A 22,166-nucleotide genomic window follows, 5' to 3' on the forward strand; every position below is an offset into this window, starting at 1 on the left:
AGGCGCTCAATAAATGCTAGCTACAGATCATCTCCAAAATGCCTTCATTCCGGATGATCATCATACCCTGCCGATCTTCTGTGATCCCCTGCTCCAGCCTGTAAGTATACTTCGGTCTCGCCCCTTCCATGATAGTTGGCAGGAACCTGAACTGTATATTGGGCGTAGCTTTCAAAGCCTCTCCCACTTCTATGATATGAGTAGACACAACAAATAAACAATCGGCATATTCAGCAAATGCTTCGGTAACGGCAAGCGTTCCATCATAAGCATCTTTCACATTAGTACCCTTGAACAATTCATCGAACATCAGCATCAGCCTTTGCCCGCTGGCAGCGGCTTCCGCAGCCTGCTTCACACGGACAACTTCGGCATAGAAATGCGAATATCCCAAACCGATATTATCCGCCACATTGATACTCGAATACAATCCTTCCCGTACTGAAAAATCAAACTGATCGGCCGCTACGGGAAAACCCATATGCGCGAGATACAGTCCAATGCCCAGCGATTTCATCAGAGTTGATTTACCAGCCATATTGGCGCCGGTGAGGAAAAGCACATTGCTGTTTTCTTTCAATTCCAGGTTGTTGCCAATGGCTTTATCGATACAGGGATGCCTGAGCTCCTGCACTGCAAGTATATTTTTCCCGGCAGGTAAAGCAATTGCATAATTGAATCCTTTGGCAGCCGAAACATTCCCCACTGCTATATTGAGATCGAGTAGATAGATGAAAGACAAAATATCCTCCATCTCCTTTTGCATTTTGTTCTTGAGGAGATGTTCATAAAATGCCAGCTTCTTCAATGGCAGGGCCTGGTAAATATCGGTATTCGCAAGTTTTTCCAGTTGTGGATTTGACAGTATCTTTTTTACTTCATCTACTTTTTCTGTGAAAGGACCGCCTGCATTACGCAACAGCTCTACTATACCAACTGTTCTTTTTATTGTAACGATGGTAGCCTGTAATCCCTGGATATTCTTTTTGTACCGCTCATCCCTTGTAAGGCTGGATAAGGTTTTCTTTACGAATACTGAAAGCAGCACCATACCAGCGCTATTCCCACTGGAAGTGTCGATGTATTCCCGCATGAGATTGATCTGCTGCACATCGAAGGGAAAGCTCAATGCCTGCTGCTGGAAGAAACGGAAAATACTGCTGCGCTGGTTGATCTGCTCTGCATTGGTGAGCGGGTTGCGGAACATTTCATCCAGCAATTGCTCTCCTCCTCTCGTTTTCACCTGGTTGAACAAATGGTACACGGATCCCTGGCGGAACTTACCCAGCAAATTCAGTTCATCCAGCGTTTGCCTGTCTATTTTAAAACTCATGGTTGTAATATTTTATTTCGCAGCTGCCCAGTCGCTCGCCTCTGGCGAGTGACTTGTATTGGTTCGCCTCCGGCGAACACTGTGTCGCCGGAGGCGACGGAATAGAAGTCACTCGCCGGGAGGCGAGCGACTGGGCACACTCCGAGTAATATCTAAACGGCGCGCTTGCGGCCATTTTTAAGTATCTCCAGTATGCGCTCATTTCTGATAATGATCATACCATGACGGTCATTGGTTACACCCTCTTCTAACGTATAAGTATATTCGGGAACATTGCCTTTCATTTTTGTTGGCAGGAACCAGAAGCCGATGGAAGAATTTTGACCCAGCTCGTCCGCCGCCTCCACGATGTGTGAAGAAATAATGAACCGGCTGTTCTTACGCTCAGCAAAGGCCAGCGTAATGGCCACCGTAGCTTCGTGCGCATCTTTCACATTAGTACCGCGGAAGAGCTCATCAAAAATCACAAATATAGATTTGCCTGCTTTTAGTTCCGCCGCAACTTTCTTCACGCGCAATACCTCCGCATAAAAATGGCTGGCGCCGATACCGAGATTATCCGGCAGGTTGATAGTGGTATACATACCATCCATTACAGAGAACTCCATGTAAGTAGCTGCCACAGGAAATCCCATATGTGCAATGTATACCGCCGTACCCACAGATCTCAGGAAGGTGCTCTTACCGGCCATGTTGGCGCCGGTAAGAAACACTACTGTCCTGTTGTTGTTCATGGCTATATCATTAGGGACGGGATGCTGCAATTCAGGATGGTAAAGCCCTTCGATCCTCATCTCCCCACTGCCCTTTTCGAGCGCTTGGGGGAAAATGAAGTTCCTTTTACGGGCTACATTCGCAACAGAGATATATACATCCAGCTTATAAATATGAGATAACAATCGTTCCACTTTTTGTCTTTCGCGTACACGCAGCAATACATCAAATGCCGTTACTGCCGCATACGAAATCTTTCCCTGGCTCTTCTCGCTGAGTACAGGTGCAAATACCGGATCAGCCAGCAGGGATTCCATCAACCCTCTTTCTTCTTCATATGCAGCAATATTCCTTATGTTGTTCCCATCTATGAACTGCTTTACCTGCTGCATCAGAGCAATCACGGCCGTTACACCATTCTGTATATCCTTTTCACTCAATGTCTGCTGCATGCCGTTATTCGACTGCTCATTCCTGTTAGCCAGGTATTTTTCCGCCATATCGAAGGTGGAACCTGCAAACGGGAACAATGTATTCAGCTTACAGAAATGCTCTATAATGCTGCTGCGACGGTTGATTGCCTGCTTATCTGCCAGCGGCATGCGGAACATTTCCTGCAACAGCAATTCACCCCCACGGGTATGCGTATTATTGTAGAGATCAAAGATGCCTGCTGTATCTCGTTTGCTGAATAATCTCAGGTCATCTATAGTTTGATCGTCTGTTTGTAAGAACATGTGTCTCTTTTTTTATTTTCTTTTTCTACGCACCAATATCACGATACCCAGCAACAGCAGCAGTGCAGGCAAAATCCAGATAAAGAAAGTGGATTGCGCTTTGGCGGCTTTGCTGGAAATGGTAAATAATTGGTCCAGTGGTTCAGGCATAGGGGTGTACACGGGGAACCGGTTATTGTCTAACCAACTGAAGAAGCCGATAGTTATTGGTTTGCCTCCGTTCCTGATATTGCTCATGTAGTCAGCATCTCCGGCCACCAGGATCCGTTGCTTCTTGTCAGGCAGGTTCCTGGTAACAATAGCTATGGTAGTAAAAGGCGTTTTTTTCACATCTCCCTCTGCGGGCGTGAAAACGGGTGCTGTTGAATCCACCACCAGCCTGCCGGCTTTGTTGAATGCACCTTCTTTTGTGACCAATAAAGGTTTGAACTGGTAAGGAGTTCCGCCTATGACCTGCACTTCCACAGCCCCGGGCACTACATCCGGCACTGTATCCTTGTATTTGGGATTGTTCATCCTGTTCCGCAGTCTTTGCATACCCTGGCCATCGTACATAAAATACAGGTCAGGTTTAAAATAGGTCTGCAGCATATTGGGTACTTCATGCCTGGTTACATGAACCAGTTGTCCGGGTTCCAAACGTGTACCAATATGCGAAAGTAAAGGGTTGAGAATTTCCTGTTTACCAGGCTCACCCATAATGAAGGCATTGCCGCCATTGTCAAGGTATCTTTTTATCCTTTCTTCTTTCAGCGGGCTCAGCGCTGTTTTTGGGTCGGCTACCACCAGGCTGGAAATGTCCTGGGGTATTTCTCGTAAATCAGGAGATATGGTGTCTGCATCAAAACCAAGATTGATGAGCGAGGACCTGTTTCCTTTATTGAAAGCATGCGCATTGAATTCACGTTCACCAACCTTATAAATATCCCTTTCCAGGTTACCGGTAGTATACAATACTTTCGGCATTTCCGGCATCTGCAATCTTTTGAAAGCGGCAGATACCTGAATCTCATGGGGCCAGAAATCTGTATCAGGGAAGGTCCTCAGCCAGGTAGTCTTGCCTTTGTATTTCAACTGCATTACAGCCCTCATTTTTTCAGGGTGCAGGTCTACCATCTTCCTGACTTCTTCCGGCGTCGCAAACCTGGAAAGATCGGTTTCATATCCTTCTGCATTGATGGCCGCAATTTCCTTCATCGTTTTTTTCGGGTAGTTTCGATAGATAGTACTGTCTCCGTCCATCCAATCATAGTAATACACGAAATTGAATTTGATATCGGGCTTGAAACGAAGATATCGTTCCCATAAGACCCACATATATTCATTTCGTCCTGCGGGTGCGGTTTTACTGTAACTGCCATCCAGCAGGTTGCTGTACAACGTCACCTCCAGCGGTTCTCCCTTTTCGAAACCGGCAATTACTTTTTGCGTATTGGGATGGATAGTAAGGAGATTGTCGCGCGTGGTATCCCAATAACCGATCATACCGGGCCTTGAACTGAAATATCCGATCAATAATACCACAGCAGTGACTGCAACATAACGAATTGCTTTTCGGTACCAGGGCAGGAACTCCCTGCTGCCTTTCAGCCTGAATGCGGTAAAGGAAAGGAACATGAAAATGATAAGCAGGAAATAGATCACATCCGCGGTTGTAATGAGACCGCTGATCATTTTGCCTGCCCTGCTGCCGAGCGCTAAAAAATAAGTAAGATCACGGACCAGGTCATATTGCTGCCAGAGCCCGCCGATCCTGTTCAGGATGAAGATGACGAGAAAAGTGGCGATAGCGCTTACGATCTGGTAAGTACTGAGACTGCTCATGAACAAACCGATGGCGCCGAATGCACAGATCAGCAAATAGAATCCAAGCGTGGCAGATAGCACCATCCCCGTATCCACATCCTTGATATTGAGTAAGCCCGCGATCATGAAAATACCCATCACTGCTATCAGCAGCAGGTTGAAGACCATCAGGGCCAGGTATTTCCCCAACACGATATGCCTTGTTTTCACCGGCGAAGAATACAATAATTTGATGGTGCCATTGTTCATCTCACGGCTGATCATACCCATGGTAAGCAAGGGCAGGAAGAGATAAAGGTTATTGATGGCATTCACATAAATGCTATCGTTATTCAGGAACACCATCTGTGTGAGCGAGCGGTTGAAACCCTCGAATTTTGGATTGTTCTCCTGCATCAGCGATTGCCATTTGGCAAATTCCTGGATTACCCGGCTGTAAAAAAATGAACACTGCACCAGGAAGGCCACAAATAAAAACCAGGCCACAGGAGAATAGAACAGATTACGGAGCTCTGTCCGGGCGATCTTATAGATCAGTTTCATATATCAGTCTTTTAGTGGGATTGTGTAGATAGCTGCTTGAACACATCTTCAAGCAAACCTTTTTCAAGGTTGATCTCGCGCAGGCGCCATCCATTTTGCATGCTGACGGCGATGATCCTTTCCGTGATCTCCTGGTCACCGTCGAAATAAAGCCGTACTTTCTTTTCTGTCAGGAATTCCGCTTTGGTAGCGCCTTTGATGCTTTGCAGATCTGTGAGTGAAGGCGGATTTTCCATACTCATTAGCACGCTGTTTGCCTGCATGTAATTGTTGAAAGCATCCATGGTATCGGAGAAGATGATGCGGCCGCCTTCGATCATCACCACTTCCCTGCAAAGCAAATGGATCTCGCTCATCACATGGGACGATAACAACACAGTGCTGTCCTGCGCAATTTCCCTGATCAGTTTCCTCACTTCGATCAGTTGATTGGGATCGAGGCCATTGGTAGGCTCATCCATCACCACCAGTTTGGGTTTGTGGATAATGGCCTGCGCAATGCCCACACGCTGCCGGTAACCGCCTGATAAATTCTTGATGAGCCTGCTGCTGAAATGCGCGATCTGGCATTTCTCCTTGGCTTCTTCAACGGCAGCTTTGATTTTTGAACTCTCCATCAACCGAAGGTCTGCACAATAGGTAAGGTATTCATCAACGGTGAGATCTGTGTACACAGGAGGGTTTTGAGGAAGGAACCCTATTTTGGTTTTGGCTTCTTCAGGTTTCACTCTTGTGTCTAGCCCATCGATGAACACATGACCTTCCGACTGGTTCAGCACACCACAAACGATATTCATGGTGGTGGATTTGCCGGCTCCATTGGAGCCGAGCAATCCGATCACACCTGTCTGGTCTATTTCCAGGTTGATATCCCTGATAGCCCAGGTGGCGCTGTACCTGTGTGATAAATTTTCGATTTTTAAAATACTCATAAATGATATTTGATTCTGTGGTCAATTAGACACACGTCCATAATTGATCTTTGCAATTTTGGGCTTCATTGTTCCTGTTTCTCCTTCTTTCCCCACCAGTGCAAAAGCAAAGTTTTTATAGATCCATGCATTGGGCATCAGCTTGCCATCATTGGCGATCTGCTCTGTGGTGAAACTGGCAATAACAGTTCCTGTATTGGCATTGCGGAATTCAAAAACATAATCTGCGAGGTCCATTGTCACATCATATTTTTTGAATTCCGTTACACCTTTGAAAGGCAGACTATTTACTTCAGACCCTTCCTCATGTGTAGCGATATTGATACTAACGGGTATATTGTCCTGCAGTAGATTCACGAAACGGACCCCCATGGCGCTGTCGCCGGCATTAAATGGCAGCGGTTCATCCTTCACCAGCGTATATTCCGGCGCATCAGTGGTTCCTGCCAGGAACAAGGTATGCATCGATCCTTCGGGCAGCTCAGGTTTCAGGCTGATCAGCGGTTCGTCTTTAGGCAAGGTATCAGGAACATGGTACAGGTTGATGTCCACAGATCCAGCAACAGGGCTGTACAGATTTGAACTCGGAAAAAAATTGCCGTACTGCACCAAATTGAGGTTATAGAAAGTAGCAGGAGGCGTTGCTGAAAAATTTGTTCTGATAATATTTCCGCCAGCAATTCCATGAAAGATCAGAAGCGATGTTGAACCCTGTCGAACGGGCTCCTCTTTGGAGCAGGCAATAAGGAGCAGGGAGCATATCGTAACAGTTATGATTTGTTTCATTGTGATTCGATTGAGTGATTGAATGGATCAGCGCTATTACCTGATATAGCCGGTATTTTGAATGATGTTGCTGTTGTTCTGGATTTCCACCGGGGGTATCGGGTACAGCAACTGGTAATCACCTTCCCAGGGTTGCTTGGCAGGCATGGCACTCAGGATGTTACTGGCTTTACCAGTACGTTTGAGATCGAACCAACGGTTACCCCATTCAGCAAAAAGCTCTATCTGACGTTCATGGGCAACCGCTTCTTTCACTGCATCCACATCGAGGCTCATGGAAAGATTGGGCAATCCTGTTCTGAGGCGGATAGCATTGAGGTCTTCGATGGCTTTGGTATGGCCGCCATCAGCGCCATTGGCCCTTGCCTCGGCCCTGATCAGGTACATTTCTGCGAGCCTCATCACCATGGAATATTCAGGTGAGGGAGCACCAGTCACGGAATTGTACCTGCCTGTTTTGTATTTGACAGGATACCAGACTTTCACATTCAACCCGGTATTGGATTGCATGGTACTGTCCGTCCACATATCCCAACGAAGGTCCCCTTCATCAAATGCATCGATCATTTGAGTGGTTAACCACACCCCGGCAAGATCCTTATAACGGTCGGTCGGGATGAAGTAATAACCTTGCGCAGTTGCGTTCCTGACTAAACTTGCCCTATTGGTTTGCTTGAGTTGAAAGATCGCTTCCTTACTTTGTGCCAGGAAGATGCTACCGAGAGGTTCCAGTTTAAAAAGATGGGTTGCGGCAATCAGTTCCGATGCTTTAGCGGCCGCTTGCGGGTAATCGCCCATGTACAGGTGTACTTTGGCCAGCAATGCTTTGGCCGCCCATTTGTTGGCGCGTACCCTTTCATTTTTTCCGGCATCGAAATTTTCAGGCAGATCCCTTTCTGCATCCCGGAGGTCCTTCAGTATTTGCTCATACACAACCTGAACAGGAGATCTTGAAACGCGCACTGTCTGATTGAAATCGACGGTGAGTGCCAGGGGCAGATCACCAAAGGAATTCACCAGGTAGAAATAACAAAAAGCACGCAGGAATTTAGCTTCCGCCGTATACTGAATTTTCACACTATCACGCATAGCCGAATTCTTTGCTCCGGCAATGCCTTCAATCACGGAGTTGGCGTTGTAAATAGTATGGTAGGCAGAATTCCAGATACTGGCGGAATAGCTGCTGTTTGTCAAAGTCAGCTTGTTTGTAGCCAGTGCGTAAGCATTCTGATCACTGGTGCCCACCATGAATTCATCGGCCGACAGTCCGCCGGCATAAGTAGACAGCCCACCTGCAAAGGTCCCCAGGAAAGCATTGTTCGGATTTGCATTCCCATTGATCAATTCATAGTAAACGCCTGCCAGTGCGCCTTCAGCCTGCGGCTCGTTCTTATACATTTTTTCAGCGGTGATGGAATCGATGGGCTCGTCCACTTCCACCAGTTTATTACAGGAAATAACTGATACAGCCAGCAGCAGGTATATCGGGAACCGGAGTATATATTTTGATGTATTTCGCATATCCGTTCGGTTTATAAAGTGAAGCTTAGGTTAGCAACAATGATCCTTGGAATGGGATTGAAGGAGCCCGTCGCTATGGAAGGGTCCAGTTTATGCCTGGTGATCGTAAAAAGGTTAGACACCCGGAGAGAGAAATTGCATGCCTGCAATCCTGCTTTCTTACTGAGTTTGTCCGGCATGGCATAACTGAACTGAACGGCATTCAATCTTATATAGCCGGTGTTGATATATTCCACTCCCCTGTTGTCTCCAAGGGTGGTGAATTTTGGATATTTGGCAATATCGCCCGGTTGACGCCAGCGGTTGGCCATCAAATCATCAAACAAGATCACATTTGCCATGCGGCCAGCGCTGAGGCCCACCTGAGCAGGTGGCCCTATCTGGTTGGCATAAGCGAACTGTAATGAAAGGCTGTACTGCTTCCAGCTCAGTTCTGTTCCGAACCCGCCGAAATATTTAGGGGTGAGATCGTAAGCGAGATAATTATCGTCATCAGCGGTTCCCGGGAAAACACTGTTATTGTCCGTAATGCGTCCGTCTTTGTTGTAATCCTCGAAACTGTATTCGCCGGTCAGCGGGTTAACGCCGGTGATCTTTTTGATGTAGCGCATGTTGAGGGATTCACCCACCTTCAGGCGGTTGACGAAAGGAGAAAATTCCAGTCCGGGATAATCGATCAGCTTATTGGTGTTCCTGGTGATATTCGCGTATACCGAAAGTCTCAGGTCTTTTTTCCTGATGAGTTCCATTCTTATGGCGGCTTCAATACCCTGGTTCCGCACCACGGCATCCCAGTTGGCTCTTACTGTTGTAAATCCTGAATAAGCGGGAGTGGGTAGTTGTGTGAGCTGGTTACCGGAGCGTTTGCGGTAAATGGCCAGGTCAAAACTGATCCTGTCTTCCAGGAAACCGAGGTTCAATCCGCCTTCCAGCGTGGTTTGCTCTTCCCACCTGTATTCCTGGTTCACGGGAATGATACTTACATAGGGTTGAATATCATTGTAGGTAAACATATTCTGGGAGCTGCCTGCCGGTTTTGTGGAGTACCTGGGCAGGTATTCGTAATTACCGATATTGTCGCTTCCCGTAATGCCATAGCTTCCCCTGAGTTTGATGAAGCTTACCCAGGAAGGCAGGTTCTTTTGCAACCATTCTTCTTCTGTAGCGATCCAGGAGGCGCCTATCGATCCAAAATTTCCGTACTGGCTTCCCGGTGCAAAACGGGAAGAGCCATCCCTTCTTGCCTGGAGGTTCAGGATATATTTCTGGTCCCAGTTGTAGTTGATACGGGTGGATATGGCGGCGTATTTGAAATCGAAGGCTGTATTGGCTATATCTTTAAACTGAGCGAGGCCAATGCTTTCCATCTGATCATCGCTGGGGAACATCAGGCCTGTAGCCATTTCGGAAGTGGACCTGGTTTTCTGCATGGTGCCGGCGACCAATACAGACAAACGGCCTTTTGCAATATGGCGTGTATAATTCAATTGCGGCTCGAATGCCAGGTTACTATTCCTTGTGTCCCCAAAGATGGCGGAAGAATAGGGAGATAATCTTGGGTCCAAAGCTGCTGTAGGCCTGAAGATATCGTTGGTATTATGCATGTTCTGATAACTGAAACTACCGGTCAGCGTCAGTCCTTTGAGCAATGTATAATTAATGGTCAGGTTGCTGTTAAGGATATTGGTTTTCTGAATATTCGGCTGAAGCAGGTAGGCGAATTTGAAATTATCGGATCTTGGATCAGGATTATATGCTGCATAATTGAGCTTACCCGCTTCATTGTAAATAGCCGGGGCATTGGGGGGCAGCGTATAGGCATCTGTAGGGTCACTAACAGCATCCACTTTAGACACTGCATAAGAGGTGGTAAGGCTCACGGTCATCTTTTGATTCAGGCTCGTATGCCGCAGGTTCAGATGCAGTGTTCCTCTTTTGTTACCTCCGGACCTGGTATTGAGCTCCGCCATTTGTGAATAACCTGCACCCAATCTGAAACTGGTGCGCTGATCACCACCACTGAGCGTAGCGGAAACATCTGTATTTTTCCCGGTGCGCAGCAATTCCTTAACCCAGTTGGTGGAGCGGGTTGTATCCCATACCGTCAGGTCCGGTGCATTTTGTTCGGTAGGAGTAATGCCATCGTTCTTCAAAGCTTCATAGCGCATATCCAGATATTCACGGAGGCTCAGCATTTCCGGTGTGCGGGGCAACATTACGATCCCCTGCTGCACATTCATTTCAAATGCCGTTCTGCCTGGCTGCGCTTTTTTAGTGGTGATGAGGATCACACCATTGGCTGCACGCGAACCATAGATGGCAGTTGCATCAGCATCTTTCAACACTTCGATACTTTCAATATCCCTCGGATTGATATTGAAAAAAGGACTTTGTCCCTGCGTATAAGAAATACCATTTTGTACAAACCCCTGTGAAACGCCATGAGCATTTCTTGTAATGATGCCAGATTCCAGTACGGTTTGCGGAATACCATCTATTACATATAATGGTTCGGTGATCGCATTTGGATTGATGGAGTTCCTTCCCCTGATCTGGATCTTGATGGGAGAACTGGCATTGGGTGTCATGTAGGAAAGTTCCATACCGGGTACCTTTCCCTGCAGTGCAGCCATTGGGTTCATAACGGGTTGCCTGCGGATCTCTTCACCGGTTACCCTGGTGATATTTCCGGTAGCCAGTCGTTTGCTGGTAATGCCATAAGCCTGCACCACGGCCTGGTCCAGTTCGTTGGTGGCTACTTTCATGGATTCCACGATGCTGGTGGCATTTTTGGAGATCTTCACCACTTTTTTTTCATAGCCGATGCTGCTAAGTGTAATGGTGAAATCTCCCTCCATCCCTTTCAGGATGAATCCTCCCTTTTCATCGGTCTGGGTGGCTTTGTTGGAGCCATTCACGGCAATGGTTACGCCGCGCAGCGGGGCACTGGTCTTTTCATCGAATATGAACCCTGTTATGTCCCTGCCGGCAGGTGGAAACAATTGAATGGGCGGTGGTACAATTTTTTTTGGGGAAAGCACAATGGTAGTGCCTTCGATCAGGAATTCAAAAGGCTGGTCTTTCAAAACCGCGCTGAGGAATTCAGTCAATGGCATTTTGGTGGCAGAGATGCTAACGGGTTTTGCATCATCGAGTGTGTTCCTGTTGGAGAACACCACATAGCCAGTTTGCTTTTCGATGGCTGTGAATACCTGTTTCAACGGAACATCCTTTCCGGAAAAAGTAACTGACTGTGAAAGACCGGTGGCGGCGGCGCAAGTCAGCATGGTGGTGAGTAGTACGATTGTCAGCTTCATCACGAGTAGCAGTTTGGTCAGGGGCCTGTAACCCTTGTGAGCGCCATAAGGAAGCGCCACACCGGATTTCGGCCGGAATGCAGTTTTTAACATAAATTGCGTCAGTTTTACCGCCTGCTCATAATCAGGCGGGAGTTGTGAAAAAATGAACACGATTCTTCCGATCAACTCAAAAACACAGCCGGAGGTGTTGCAACCACTTCCGGCTTTTTTAAGCCGATCTCCAGGAAAGGTTGATAATGACAGGTAAGGTTAATGATCGCAGATAAGGATGGTCAATTACCCTGGAGCACTATCAGCTTCCTTCCTTCCAGTCGGAACTGCACTCCGGTCTTTTCAAGTATTTTCAATAATCCGGTAAGATTGGTTTCCCGGCTTATCTTGCCTGAGAACCAGATGTTGGGGATACCGTTTTCATAGGCCACATCGATATCGTACCAACGCTCGAGTTGCATCATGGCATCAGCGAGACTGACATTTTCAAAATTAAAGAGGCCATTCTTCCAGGCCATCACTTTACCCAGGTCTGCTTCCTGTACGGTGATCTTTCTGCCGCCATCGTTCTTCAGGGACGCCTGCTGACCAGGTATCAGCATCGCCATTTGCGATGGTTCATCTTTCGTTTCATTCGTACTCACCCTTACTACACCTTCAGTGAGTGTAGTATTGATAGCTTTCTCATTCGTGTATGCATTCACGTTAAACTGCGTACCCAGTACTTCCACTTCCATTTGTTTGTTCACGTTCACCACAAACGGAACTTTGATGGCGCGGCTTCCATTGAAAGCGGGAAGTTTGAGGCTCTTCACATGGAAAAATGCCTCGCCTGTTACTTCTACCCTTCTTTCCGTTGAATTGAACTCAACGGGAAAACGGATAGAACTGGCAGCATTCAACCAGACTTCGGTGCCATCAGGAAGCGTGATCATGAATTGCCTTCCACGCGGGGTTGTCATGGTATTGTACTGTACTTCCTTACTGGCAGATTCCAGCTGTGCATATTGCAGTTGTCCATTTTTCAGTGTTACCTGTGCGCCATCTTCCATGGCCACAATACCATTGGCCAGACTGTCCAGCACTACCTGTCTGCCATCGGAAAGAGTAAGCACAGCACCCTCTTTACCCGGTCCGATCTCCTGGAGTTTTTTTGCAACAACAGGCGGTGCAGTGGCTGTTTTATTGGTAAAAAGATAAATAGTTCCTGCTGTAAGCAAAACCAGGATTGCAGCTGCGGCCCAGGTCCATTTGCGCATGCGATAGGTCCTGCCAGAGGGCATTTCTTCGGTTGCATGTGCTTCAGGTTTATCAAGGCTCAGAATACGCGCCAGCACCGGCTTCCAGGGCTGCATATCGAAATCGCCTGCATCCTTCACAGCCAGCATTTCCACTTCCATCAATTGCTGCAGCATCTGCCTGGTTTCCGCTAATTCCATTGCCTGCTCCCATTCAGCAATTTCTGCTTCTGAAAGTGTACCGGCTTTGTAGCCCTGCAATAATAGTTTTATCCTGTTTTCGTCCATATGGGTAATAATAGAAACGCGGGTAAAGGGATAGTACCATCGTAACTTAAAAAAATCCAAGAAAAGTCCAGAACACTACAGCAGGAATGACGATGCCGTTGTTCTTCAGATGCTCGCGAATCAGTTCCAGGCTGACTCCCAGCGTATTCTTGACGGTCTGAACAGACAAGCCCAACTCTTCAGCGATCCCGGAAACAGACCTGCCCTGAAGGCGGCTCATTTCATAGATCTTTCTTCTTTGCGGGGATAATTTATCGATGGCCTGTTGCACCAGTTGCTTCGTCTGATGGAATTGTGTATCTGTTTCGATGCCTGATTGTGTAGGGGAAATTTCCTGCCATTTGTCCAGCACTTTCTTTTCCGTTTGTTTGCGCCGGAGCATATTAAGACATTCATTGACGGCGATGCGGGTGATCCATGTGCGCGGAAATTCAACATCGGTCAGTTTATCCCGCTGCAGCCAGATGCGGATGAAAGTATTCTGAATGGCGTCTTCAACAGCCTGCTCTGATTTCAGCATGTTCAAAAGGTAAGGTTGCAGCAGGGGGACGAATTGATTGAACAATTGCTCAAATGCCTGTTCATCTCCCTGGCTGATCAGCAGCAGCAGCTCCTTTTCATGATATGATGTGGTCAGATACAATAGTACGGAAGCTAAGTTTAGGTCTTGCAAACTAGGGAAAAAACTAATGGCAGCGGGAATAATTGTCGCGATTTTACAATTAAGGCCTGTTGGTAATCCTTAACTTGGACTGCAATACATTTCAATGGTTAGTGTAAGAACATTCCGCCAACTGGCGCTTGCGTGTAAGGAGACAGTGGAGCTGCCTCATTTCGACAAAGCATCTTTCAGGGTGAATAAGAAAATATTTGCCACGCTTGCTGAAGAGAAAAATCTGGGCATGATCATACTGACGCCAGAAGAACAATATGTGTATTGCAAATTCGCTCCGGAAGCTTTTGCACCTGTTCCCGGCAAATGGGGATTGAAAGGATGCACGCATGTGAATTTGAAGAAAGTGGATAAAGCTGTATTGAAAGAAGCGATGGATGCGGCATATGCGGGGAAGCGAAGTAAGAGGTAGTAGGAGATCATGGGGCTGACTAAAAGGGGCTATTGAGTTTACTCGTGGAGCAGTCGCTCGCCTCTGGCGAGTGACGTTTGTTTAGTCGCCTCCGGCGACGCGGTGTTCGCCGGAGGCGAACAAATAGAAGTCACTCGCCAGAGGCGAGCGACTGGCCACTTCGAAACAAAAAGAGGCATACTGTATAAGCATGCCTCTGCACTTTTTTGAAGTTGAATTATTTGATGCCGTATTTGTGTTTGTAACGGTCAGATAATTGTTTGTGTTTGTCTGTAAGGTTTATTTCCCTTCCCTGGATAAATGCCAGCCTGATCACATTGCCACTCATGTCCAGGATATCACCATCAGCAACAACAATATTTGCCTCTTTTCCTTTTTCTATCGATCCGGTCTTATCAGCCACACCGAGGATGGTAGCAGCATTCAGCGTGATGGCAGACAAAGCCTGTTCCTTTGTGAGCCCGTAAGCAGCAGCAGTTCCGGCATTGAAAGCCAGGTTACGCTGACGCGTATTGCCATCGTCATCATTGATGGAAAACAATACACCGGCCTTTTGCAAAATGGAAGGTGTTTTGAATGGCTGGTCCACATCATCATCGGCCATCACCGGCAGATCATGCAACTGGTTCAGCACAACTGCAATATTGTTCTGCTTCAGCAGGTCAGCGATCTGCCAGCTATCGGCAGCGCCCACCAGCACAACATTGAATCTAAACTCCTTTGCAAAATCGATCGCGATCAGCATCTCCTTCACAATATTACAATGAACGAAAAGCTTTTTGGATTTATCGAACAATCCCTTTACCGCTTCGAACTTCAGGTTGGTTGCTTCATGTTTGCTTTCTGCATAATAAGCCTTTGCTTCACGGAAGAATGCTTTCACTGATTCAATCTGCTCCAGTCCGCGCTTTACCGGATCACCGGTTTGCTGTGATGCAAATCGAAATCCACGACCTCCTGTTCTGTTCAACAGGGAAGGCATCCTGAAATGGATACCATTGTCTGCGGATACAACAGCGTCTTCCCAGTTCCATGCATCGAGTTGCACCAAGGAAGATGAGCCGGAGATCAGTCCGCCCTGCGGAACGATATTGGCCAGCAGAATTCCATTGGTGCGAAGCGTATTGATCACTTTTGAATCGGTGTTATATGCCACCACACTCCTGATATTTGGATTGAGCTCACCCAGTTCATTGGCATCTACAGTAGCGCGCACGCTGCCCACTTCCACCAGCCCGAGATTGGATGAACTCAGGATCAGTCCGGGATAGATATGCCTGCCTTTGCAATCATAGATCTTTACATCGGCGATGGCGGCATTCGGACGTACATCCACGATCTTTCCCCCGCTCACTACCACCATTCCGTTCTCGATCACCTGCCCGTTACCGATATGCACCGTGGCATTGGTAAGCGCAAAGGTGATGGTCTGTGCCGGCGCAGGATATACGGTCTCCTGTGCGGAGAGCACTCCCACCGTTAACACAGCACTTATGAATAAAAAGATGCGTTTCATTTGTTTCAGTTTTCTGTTTGGTTACTCGTTGATATTGTCTACATCGATGGCCAGCAGACCGTGACTGTGAAAGTGGTCCATACAGGTATGGATCAGTTCCATTCTTGGCCTTGCGCGCTGGAATTGAGCCGCGCCGGCAGGTCCGGCAGTTTTCTTCGCGGCCTGCAGCTTCGCTGTCAGTCTTGCTTTTTCAGCCTGGATCTGTTTGCGCAACTGCGCATCGCGTTCACGATCGAAATAAACAGTACCGTCTACGATCGTTTTTTCTGCCACGGCATAAATGGTGAGCGGGTTATGGCTCCAGAGCACGAGGTCCGCATCTTTTCCCACTTTGATGGAACCCACTTTATCATCCACATGCAGCATTTTGGCAGGATTGATGGTAACCATGTTCAGCGCATCGATCTCACTCATTCCATCATACTTGATACTCTTGGCTGCTTCCTGGTTGAGGCGGCGCGCCATTTCAGCATCGTCTGAGTTGATGGCCACATTCAATCCCACTTTGCTCATGATGCTTGCATTCTGTGGAATGGCGTCTACCACTTCCATTTTGTATTGCCACCAGTCGGAGAAAGTACTGGCATTGGCGCCATGTGCTTTCATCTTATCGGCCACCTTATAACCCTCAAGGATATGCGTAAACGTGTTTACAGGGAAACCGAATTTCTCAGCCACCCGCATAGTAGCGGTGATCTCGCTTTGCACGTAAGAGTGACAGGTGATGAAACGTTTTTTGTTCAAGATCTCCACCAGTGCATCCAGCTCAAGGTCGCGGCGGACAGCATTGGTAGTGGCTGCGGGAGCAGCGGCCCCTTTCTTTCCTTTCGCGGTGGTTGCAGCAGGAGCAGCGGCTTTCAGTGCAGCCTGGTAATCGGCTGCACGCTGGAATGCATCAGTGAGCACCTGTTCTACACCCATGCGTGAATCGGGGAATCGTACATTTTGTTGGGAAGAAGAACGTTTTACGTTCTCTCCGAGTGCAAACTTGATGAAAGGATCGGCTCCCTGGAACTTCAGTCCTTCAGCATCGGCGCCCCAGCGCAGTTTGATCAGCTGTGTTTGTCCACCAATGGTATTGGCCGAACCGTGAAGGATATGCGAAGTGGTAACGCCGCCGCTGAGCTGGCGATAGATATTGATATCCTCGGGATTGATATTATCTCCGATACGCACTTCTGAAGTAACACTCTGTCCGCCTTCATTGATGCTCATGGCGGCAATATGCGAGTGTTCATCGATGATACCGGCTGTCAGGTGTTTGCCGGTCCCATCGATCACGCGCGCGCCGGCAGTGGAGAGGTTTTTCCCGATGGCCGCGATCTTTCCATTCTTCACCAGTACATCAGTGCCTTCCAGTTTTCCATCTTTTTCTGAGGTCCATACCGTTGCATTCCTGATCAGGATGGTTTCCTGTGCGGGCATGGTTTCAAATCCATAACCGATGAAAGGATAGGTTACTTTTCCAAGATCCAGTGCAGGCTTTGGTTTGGCTGTATCGGCCCTGGGGGCAGAAAAGCTTATTATCCCTGCATTCCAGGAGAACCGGTTACCGGCCGCATCTGTTCCTGTTCCATTCCAGTTGCCCTGCTGGCTGGCAACACCACTCATGATCACCTCTTTGGCATTGGCGCCGCGTCCTTCCGTATAGCTGAGCTTCACCAGCTTGCCATCATAGGAATATTTTCCGCTGAGTGTATCATTACCGCGGGCAGGAGAAAGTTTAGCCACGCCATTATCCTGCAGCAAAAGCTGGAATGATTTGGGAGCAGCTCCGGCAATCTGAAGATTGTACATTCCTTTCACATCAAACCATTGCTCATTTTTCACATTGTACCTGGCGCCCTGCACCCAGTTCTGCAGGATCACCGTTTTGGCATCGAACAATTTTCCGGAAGTGATGATGAAGTTGGCGAGCTTGCCAGTTTCCAGGCTTCCAACTTTTTCGTATACTCCCAACAGTGAGGCCGGTGTTTTGGTGAGCGCTTCCAGTGCTTTGGTTTCGCTGAGACCATATTCAATGGCCTTGCGAAGGTTGGCAGTGAATTCTGAAATATTGGTAAGGTCGGAAGCAGTGAAAGCAAAAGTAACGCCTGCTTTTTCCAGTGCCGCCGGATTGGTAGGCGCCAGTTCCCAGTGTTTGAGATCGTCCAGGCCGGTGAAGCGGAGATCATTTGGATCATCCGCGTCCATGGGAGCAGGCCAGTTCAGTGGAAGGATGAAGGCCGCTTTGGTAGCAGCGATCTCGCTGACGCGCTGGTATTCGTTATTACCGCCCTTGATGATGTATTGTACGCCGAACTCTTTTGCAATGCGGTCTGCCCGGAGATCGGCCCATTTATCGCCAGCATCGAAAATCTGTGGCAGTGATTGTATTTCGTTGAATGATCTGAGTGAGATATTCACGCCTTCTTTCACGGGAGCAGTTTTGTACCATTGTGCATCCAGGTAGGTTTGACGCAGCAATGCGATAGTGCCCATCAGGCTGCCGGGATAGCTTTGTGTGCTCGATCCCTTGCTGAAAGAATAGTGCGCCGATGCTCTTTCCTTCACCATTACCAGGTTCTCTTTCTCATTGGCAAGGGTCACTATTGTACCGGTGCCGCGGGCAATGCCGTCTTTCGAATGCGTGAGCACGGTACCAAAACCCAGATCACGGAGTGGCCTGGCTTTTGCATCGTCTGTATTGAAGAGCTTATCGCCTTCCACATCCGCGCGGATGGCCTGGTTCCAGCCGAATGCTCCTTTCTGGTTGCTGGTGAGCTGCTGGGGACCAAAAAAATTGAAGCCTCCTGCAGGACGTTGAGGAATGGCAATGCCATAATCACTGTAAATATCGATGAAAGAGGGATAAATGAATTTCCCTTTACAATCGATCACTGTTGCGCCGGAAGGGATGCTCACATTGGCCCCGGCCGCTAAGATCTTTCCCTCACGTATCACCAGTGTGGCATTGGGAATGGTAGTTTGTGCATCGCGCACCAGTGTTGCATTGGTGAAAGCATAATGGCTGGTCCTCGGATCAGCCACACCGTTTACAGGATTAGTGGTTTGTGCAGTGAGACTGACATGGACCAAACATATCAGCCACACCAGGAATAAAGGTTTCCCTGGTGGGTAAAACCCGGACTTTCTCATGACGTTAATTTTAGATATGAAAGATGAAGAACCAAATTACTCAAATGAAGTAATTTAGTCGGGTAAAAATTTGCTTAACCGGTCAATATAATACATGAATATAGCTCCGTATATCGATCACACAATGCTGAAGCCTGTTATGACGTTGGAGGATGCGCGCAACTTGTGCGCAGAAGCCACTCAATATGGCTTTGCGGCCGTTTGCCTGCCACCGCCGCTGGTGAGGAACGCAAAGGCTTTCCTGGGCGGAAGCTCCGTAAAGACCGCAACAGTGATCGGGTTTCCTTTCGGTTACTCCGCAGCGAAAGCAAAAATATTTGAAGTACAGCAGGCCATTGAAGACGGGGCCGATGAACTGGACATGGTGATCAACCTCGTTGCCCTGAAGAACAAAGCCTGGACCTACCTGGAAGGGGAAGTGAAACATATTGTAGAAGCTGCCCATAAGAATGACCGCATCCTGAAAGTGATCATCGAATCCGGTGTACTCACCGATGCAGAGATCATCGAATGCTGCAAATTATATGGTGGCATGGGCGTGGATTTCTTAAAGACCTCCACAGGTTATGCGGAAAAAGGCGCCACACCGGAAGCCGTGCAACTGATGAGGGTCAACCTTCCGCCATCTATCAAAATCAAAGCATCAGGCGGTATCCGCAACGCGCAATTCGCCAGGCAGCTGATCGGCGCAGGGGCTGACAGGCTGGGATGCAGCGCCAGCGTGGCAATTGTTAAAGAACAGCAGGGCGCTGAAGGCTATTAAAACATTGTTGTACTTTAGCAGCACAAATCATCTCCTATATGAAACTGATTGGCGGCATACTGATACTGTTCATTTCATTGAACGCTACTGCACAGACCGATACCGGAACCGTGGTAGTGCATAAGGATCCGCGCATTGAATTACTGGTGAAGAAACAGATCGAGATCAATGAATTCACCACACGTAATGCACGCAGGTCCGCCCCCGGATTCCGCATCCAGGTAGTGAGCACCAACGACCGTAACAAGGCTTTCACCGCCAAGTCTACCATTTACCAGCAATTCCCGGAACTGAAAGCATACCTGTTGTATCAAAGTCCTTTCTATAAACTCAAAGTGGGCAATTTCATCAAGCGTGAAGATGCAGAAGAATACCTCTCTTCCATCAAACAATACTTTCCTTCCGGTGTATATATTGTGCGCGACGTAATTGAAGTAACCCCCGAGAAGAACCTGGAACTGGAATAATCACCGGTTTCTTTATATTTTTGACCCATGACAACGCTGAAAGAAAAGATCCATAGCCTGGCAAAAGCTTTTGCACCCGATTTTATTTCCATACGGCATCACCTCCATGCAAATCCTGAGCTCAGCTACCAGGAGTTTGAAACTTCAGCATTCATCCAGCAAAAATTGCGTGATTTCGGAATCCCATTCACTGTAATGGCGGAAACCGGTGTGGTTGGCGTGATCGAAGGACAGCATCCCGGAAAGAAAGTGATTGCCCTCCGCGCAGATATCGACGCCCTTCCCATCCAGGAAGAAAATGATATTCCCTACAAGTCTACCCGTTCCGGCGTAATGCACGCCTGCGGCCACGATGTACATACTACCTGCCTGCTCGGTGCGGCAAAGATCCTGAACGAACTGAAGAATGAGTGGGAAGGAACGGTGAAACTCATCTTCCAACCCGGTGAAGAACGAAACCCCGGCGGCGCCAGCCTGCTGATCAAAGAAGGCGTGCTCACCAAAGCGCCCGTTCCTCAAGCCATTTATGGACTGCATGTGCATCCGCAACTTGCTATCGGACAACTCAGTTTCCGCGGTGGACAGGTAATGGCCAGCGCCGACGAGATCTATATTACCATCAAAGGTAAAGGTGGCCACGCTGCTGCCCCGCACCTCACTGCTGATACCATCCTGATTGCATCACAGCTCATCGTTAGCCTGCAACAGATCATCAGCCGCAACAGGAATCCGCTGAACCCTTCCGTGCTCAGCATCTGCTCCATACAGGGTGGACATACTACCAATGTGATCCCCAGCGAAGTGAAGCTGATGGGCACTTTCCGCGCGCTGGACGAAGAGTGGCGATTCAAAGCGCATGAGCTGATCAGGCAACAGGCTACCGGTCTCGTACATGCGATGGGCGGTGAGATCGACCTGCATATCGATGTTGGCTACCCTTCCGTATACAACAACGAAGCGCTCAACGCTGTGGCCCGCAACCTGGCCGAAGAATATATTGGAAAAGAAAGAGTGGAAACCACTGAAGTGAGAATGGGAGCCGAAGATTTCGGTTACTATACACAGCATATCCCCGGCTGCTTTTATCGCCTGGGTGTGATGAACGTAGAAAAGGGCATCACTTCCGGAGTGCATACGCCTACTTTCAATATCGATGAGAGTGCAATCGAAACTGGTATGGGAATGATGGCCTGGCTCGGAAGCCAGACCACCGGTTCGTTCTAATTTATCCGCGCTCCTTTCTTCTTGCAATATTCCAGAAACCGAGCAACAATGCCGTTGCCGCACCTGCCAGTGAATTCCATTCATGCGTGGCCAGGCCATTTACTTGTCCGGCTTTGAAATAGGTCAGCGCCGGGTAGGCATAAGGGTAATACACCACTTTGTCCCATTGCAATATGATGAAAGCTACTATGGTTAGCCCGATACCCAGTCCCATACTGGTGATGAAATTCCTGAAACGAAGACTGAACCAGTATTGAATGGCCGTGATACAAAGCGATGCGATGTACATCCTCACCGTAATCCTCAACATCATTTCCAATGGCGGCGCATTCCTGGAAAAAGCATATTCCGAATGAAAGAGATTGGCCAGGTAACCTGTGGTTAAAATAGCCAGGTTATGGATCAGCAGTGAAGCGAGCAATAACAACTGTATCACCATGAATTTTGAAAAGAAAATATCTGCATGGCTACGCGGCTGCATGTATACCATCTTCCAGGTATTGTTCCGGTATTCCGTCTGCACTACAAGGCTGGCAAGAATGGTCACATACATGGGGAAGAAAGCTGCGCCGAACTGCCATACATTTTTCATATGCGCTTCCCAGGCTTGTGCTTTCAGTTCGCTGAAAGCGCCCGGTTTCAGGATATAACCGAGCATGAACAACACCGGCATGGCAACGCCGGCAATGAATGCTACCCTGTAAGCGAGCGTACGCCTGCTTTTCAGGAACTCTGCTTTTGTATTGATCAGAAAATTGGCCATG

16 protein-coding genes are annotated in these 22,166 nt (G+C 48.1%); 4 read left to right on the forward strand and 12 right to left on the reverse strand.

All coding sequences use genetic code 11. The features are described from left to right. Positions 1-16 precede the first annotated feature (16 nt). From D9Y29_RS07450 to D9Y29_RS07490, 9 genes are all read right to left on the reverse strand, one after another. Positions 17-1,333, reverse strand: coding sequence for a MutS-related protein (locus D9Y29_RS07450; RefSeq protein ID WP_127126569.1), 1,317 nt, complete (start codon positions 1,331-1,333; stop codon positions 17-19). A gap of 152 nt (positions 1,334-1,485) precedes the next feature. Further along, positions 1,486-2,784 (reverse strand): MutS-related protein, encoded by a 1,299-nt coding sequence (locus tag D9Y29_RS07455; RefSeq protein WP_127126571.1) that lies wholly within the window; start codon positions 2,782-2,784, stop codon positions 1,486-1,488. A 12-nt stretch (positions 2,785-2,796) separates the two neighbouring features. Beyond that, positions 2,797-5,133, reverse strand: a complete 2,337-nt coding sequence (locus D9Y29_RS07460) for an ABC transporter permease subunit (protein ID WP_127126573.1) — start codon at positions 5,131-5,133, stop codon at positions 2,797-2,799. Positions 5,134-5,144: 11 nt separating this feature from the next. After that, positions 5,145-6,065, reverse strand: coding sequence for an ABC transporter ATP-binding protein (locus D9Y29_RS07465; RefSeq protein ID WP_127126575.1), 921 nt, complete (start codon positions 6,063-6,065; stop codon positions 5,145-5,147). A 21-nt stretch (positions 6,066-6,086) separates the two neighbouring features. Then, on the reverse strand, positions 6,087-6,851 hold the full coding sequence (locus D9Y29_RS07470) for a DUF4397 domain-containing protein (protein ID WP_127126577.1): 765 nt from the start codon (positions 6,849-6,851) through the stop codon (positions 6,087-6,089). Positions 6,852-6,887: 36 nt separating this feature from the next. Further along, entirely contained in the window at positions 6,888-8,372 is a 1,485-nt protein-coding gene (locus D9Y29_RS07475) for a RagB/SusD family nutrient uptake outer membrane protein (protein ID WP_127126579.1), read from the reverse strand. 11 nt (positions 8,373-8,383) lie between these two features. After that, the gene (locus D9Y29_RS07480; RefSeq protein WP_127126581.1) at positions 8,384-11,782 is read right to left on the reverse strand and encodes a SusC/RagA family TonB-linked outer membrane protein; all 3,399 of its coding nucleotides are present in this window, start codon (positions 11,780-11,782) and stop codon (positions 8,384-8,386) included. A 182-nt stretch (positions 11,783-11,964) separates the two neighbouring features. Beyond that, the gene (locus tag D9Y29_RS07485; protein WP_127126583.1) at positions 11,965-13,209 is read right to left on the reverse strand and encodes a FecR family protein; all 1,245 of its coding nucleotides are present in this window, start codon (positions 13,207-13,209) and stop codon (positions 11,965-11,967) included. Between the two features lie 46 nt (positions 13,210-13,255). Beyond that, entirely contained in the window at positions 13,256-13,852 is a 597-nt protein-coding gene (locus D9Y29_RS07490; RefSeq protein WP_164735306.1) for an RNA polymerase sigma factor, read from the reverse strand. 124 nt (positions 13,853-13,976) lie between these two features. Between D9Y29_RS07490 and D9Y29_RS07495 the strand changes: the two genes are divergently transcribed. Next, positions 13,977-14,294: an MmcQ/YjbR family DNA-binding protein gene (locus D9Y29_RS07495; RefSeq protein WP_127126587.1), complete on the forward strand. Its 318-nt coding sequence runs from the start codon at positions 13,977-13,979 to the stop codon at positions 14,292-14,294. A gap of 217 nt (positions 14,295-14,511) precedes the next feature. Here D9Y29_RS07495 and D9Y29_RS07500 read toward each other — a convergent pair whose 3' ends face one another. Then, complete coding sequence (locus tag D9Y29_RS07500) at positions 14,512-15,810, reverse strand: amidohydrolase family protein (RefSeq protein ID WP_127126589.1); 1,299 nt, start codon at positions 15,808-15,810, stop codon at positions 14,512-14,514. Positions 15,811-15,831: 21 nt separating this feature from the next. Further along, positions 15,832-18,948 (reverse strand): amidohydrolase family protein, encoded by a 3,117-nt coding sequence (locus D9Y29_RS07505; protein ID WP_127126591.1) that lies wholly within the window; start codon positions 18,946-18,948, stop codon positions 15,832-15,834. 94 nt (positions 18,949-19,042) lie between these two features. Here D9Y29_RS07505 and deoC point away from each other — a divergent pair, with 94 nt between their 5' ends. From deoC to D9Y29_RS07520, 3 genes are read left to right on the forward strand one after another with little or no spacing between them, the layout of a single operon-like run. Next, on the forward strand, positions 19,043-19,711 hold the full coding sequence (gene deoC / locus D9Y29_RS07510; protein ID WP_127126593.1) for a deoxyribose-phosphate aldolase: 669 nt from the start codon (positions 19,043-19,045) through the stop codon (positions 19,709-19,711). Between the two features lie 38 nt (positions 19,712-19,749). Continuing rightward, a complete protein-coding gene (locus D9Y29_RS07515; protein WP_127126595.1) occupies positions 19,750-20,178 on the forward strand; it encodes an SPOR domain-containing protein in 429 nt (142 codons plus the stop codon). 27 nt (positions 20,179-20,205) lie between these two features. After that, complete coding sequence (locus D9Y29_RS07520) at positions 20,206-21,402, forward strand: M20 metallopeptidase family protein (protein WP_127126597.1); 1,197 nt, start codon at positions 20,206-20,208, stop codon at positions 21,400-21,402. A 1-nt stretch (position 21,403) separates the two neighbouring features. Here D9Y29_RS07520 and D9Y29_RS07525 read toward each other — a convergent pair whose 3' ends face one another. After that, positions 21,404-22,165 (reverse strand): ABC transporter permease, encoded by a 762-nt coding sequence (locus tag D9Y29_RS07525; protein ID WP_127126599.1) that lies wholly within the window; start codon positions 22,163-22,165, stop codon positions 21,404-21,406. Position 22,166 lies beyond the last annotated feature (1 nt).

Source organism: Pseudoflavitalea rhizosphaerae (genome assembly GCF_003991355.1).
In the GTDB taxonomy this organism is placed as follows: domain Bacteria; phylum Bacteroidota; class Bacteroidia; order Chitinophagales; family Chitinophagaceae; genus Pseudobacter; species Pseudobacter rhizosphaerae.

What these genes read in the sequence shown, in the direction of transcription:
- D9Y29_RS07455 (WP_127126571.1), bottom strand. Translation starts at nt 2,784, where the DNA reads ATGTTCTTACAAACAGACGATCAAACTATAGATGACCTGAGATTATTC.
- deoC (WP_127126593.1), top strand. Translation starts at nt 19,043, where the DNA reads ATGAATATAGCTCCGTATATCGATCACACAATGCTGAAGCCTGTTATG.
- D9Y29_RS07515 (WP_127126595.1), top strand. Translation starts at nt 19,750, where the DNA reads ATGAAACTGATTGGCGGCATACTGATACTGTTCATTTCATTGAACGCT.
- D9Y29_RS07470 (WP_127126577.1), bottom strand. Translation starts at nt 6,851, where the DNA reads ATGAAACAAATCATAACTGTTACGATATGCTCCCTGCTCCTTATTGCC.
- D9Y29_RS07495 (WP_127126587.1), top strand. Translation starts at nt 13,977, where the DNA reads ATGGTTAGTGTAAGAACATTCCGCCAACTGGCGCTTGCGTGTAAGGAG.
- D9Y29_RS07485 (WP_127126583.1), bottom strand. Translation starts at nt 13,209, where the DNA reads ATGGACGAAAACAGGATAAAACTATTATTGCAGGGCTACAAAGCCGGT.
- D9Y29_RS07500 (WP_127126589.1), bottom strand. Translation starts at nt 15,810, where the DNA reads ATGAAACGCATCTTTTTATTCATAAGTGCTGTGTTAACGGTGGGAGTG.
- D9Y29_RS07450 (WP_127126569.1), bottom strand. Translation starts at nt 1,333, where the DNA reads ATGAGTTTTAAAATAGACAGGCAAACGCTGGATGAACTGAATTTGCTG.
- D9Y29_RS07460 (WP_127126573.1), bottom strand. Translation starts at nt 5,133, where the DNA reads ATGAAACTGATCTATAAGATCGCCCGGACAGAGCTCCGTAATCTGTTC.
- D9Y29_RS07475 (WP_127126579.1), bottom strand. Translation starts at nt 8,372, where the DNA reads ATGCGAAATACATCAAAATATATACTCCGGTTCCCGATATACCTGCTG.
- D9Y29_RS07520 (WP_127126597.1), top strand. Translation starts at nt 20,206, where the DNA reads ATGACAACGCTGAAAGAAAAGATCCATAGCCTGGCAAAAGCTTTTGCA.
- D9Y29_RS07505 (WP_127126591.1), bottom strand. Translation starts at nt 18,948, where the DNA reads ATGAGAAAGTCCGGGTTTTACCCACCAGGGAAACCTTTATTCCTGGTG.
- D9Y29_RS07480 (WP_127126581.1), bottom strand. Translation starts at nt 11,782, where the DNA reads ATGTTAAAAACTGCATTCCGGCCGAAATCCGGTGTGGCGCTTCCTTAT.
- D9Y29_RS07465 (WP_127126575.1), bottom strand. Translation starts at nt 6,065, where the DNA reads ATGAGTATTTTAAAAATCGAAAATTTATCACACAGGTACAGCGCCACC.
- D9Y29_RS07525 (WP_127126599.1), bottom strand. Translation starts at nt 22,165, where the DNA reads ATGGCCAATTTTCTGATCAATACAAAAGCAGAGTTCCTGAAAAGCAGG.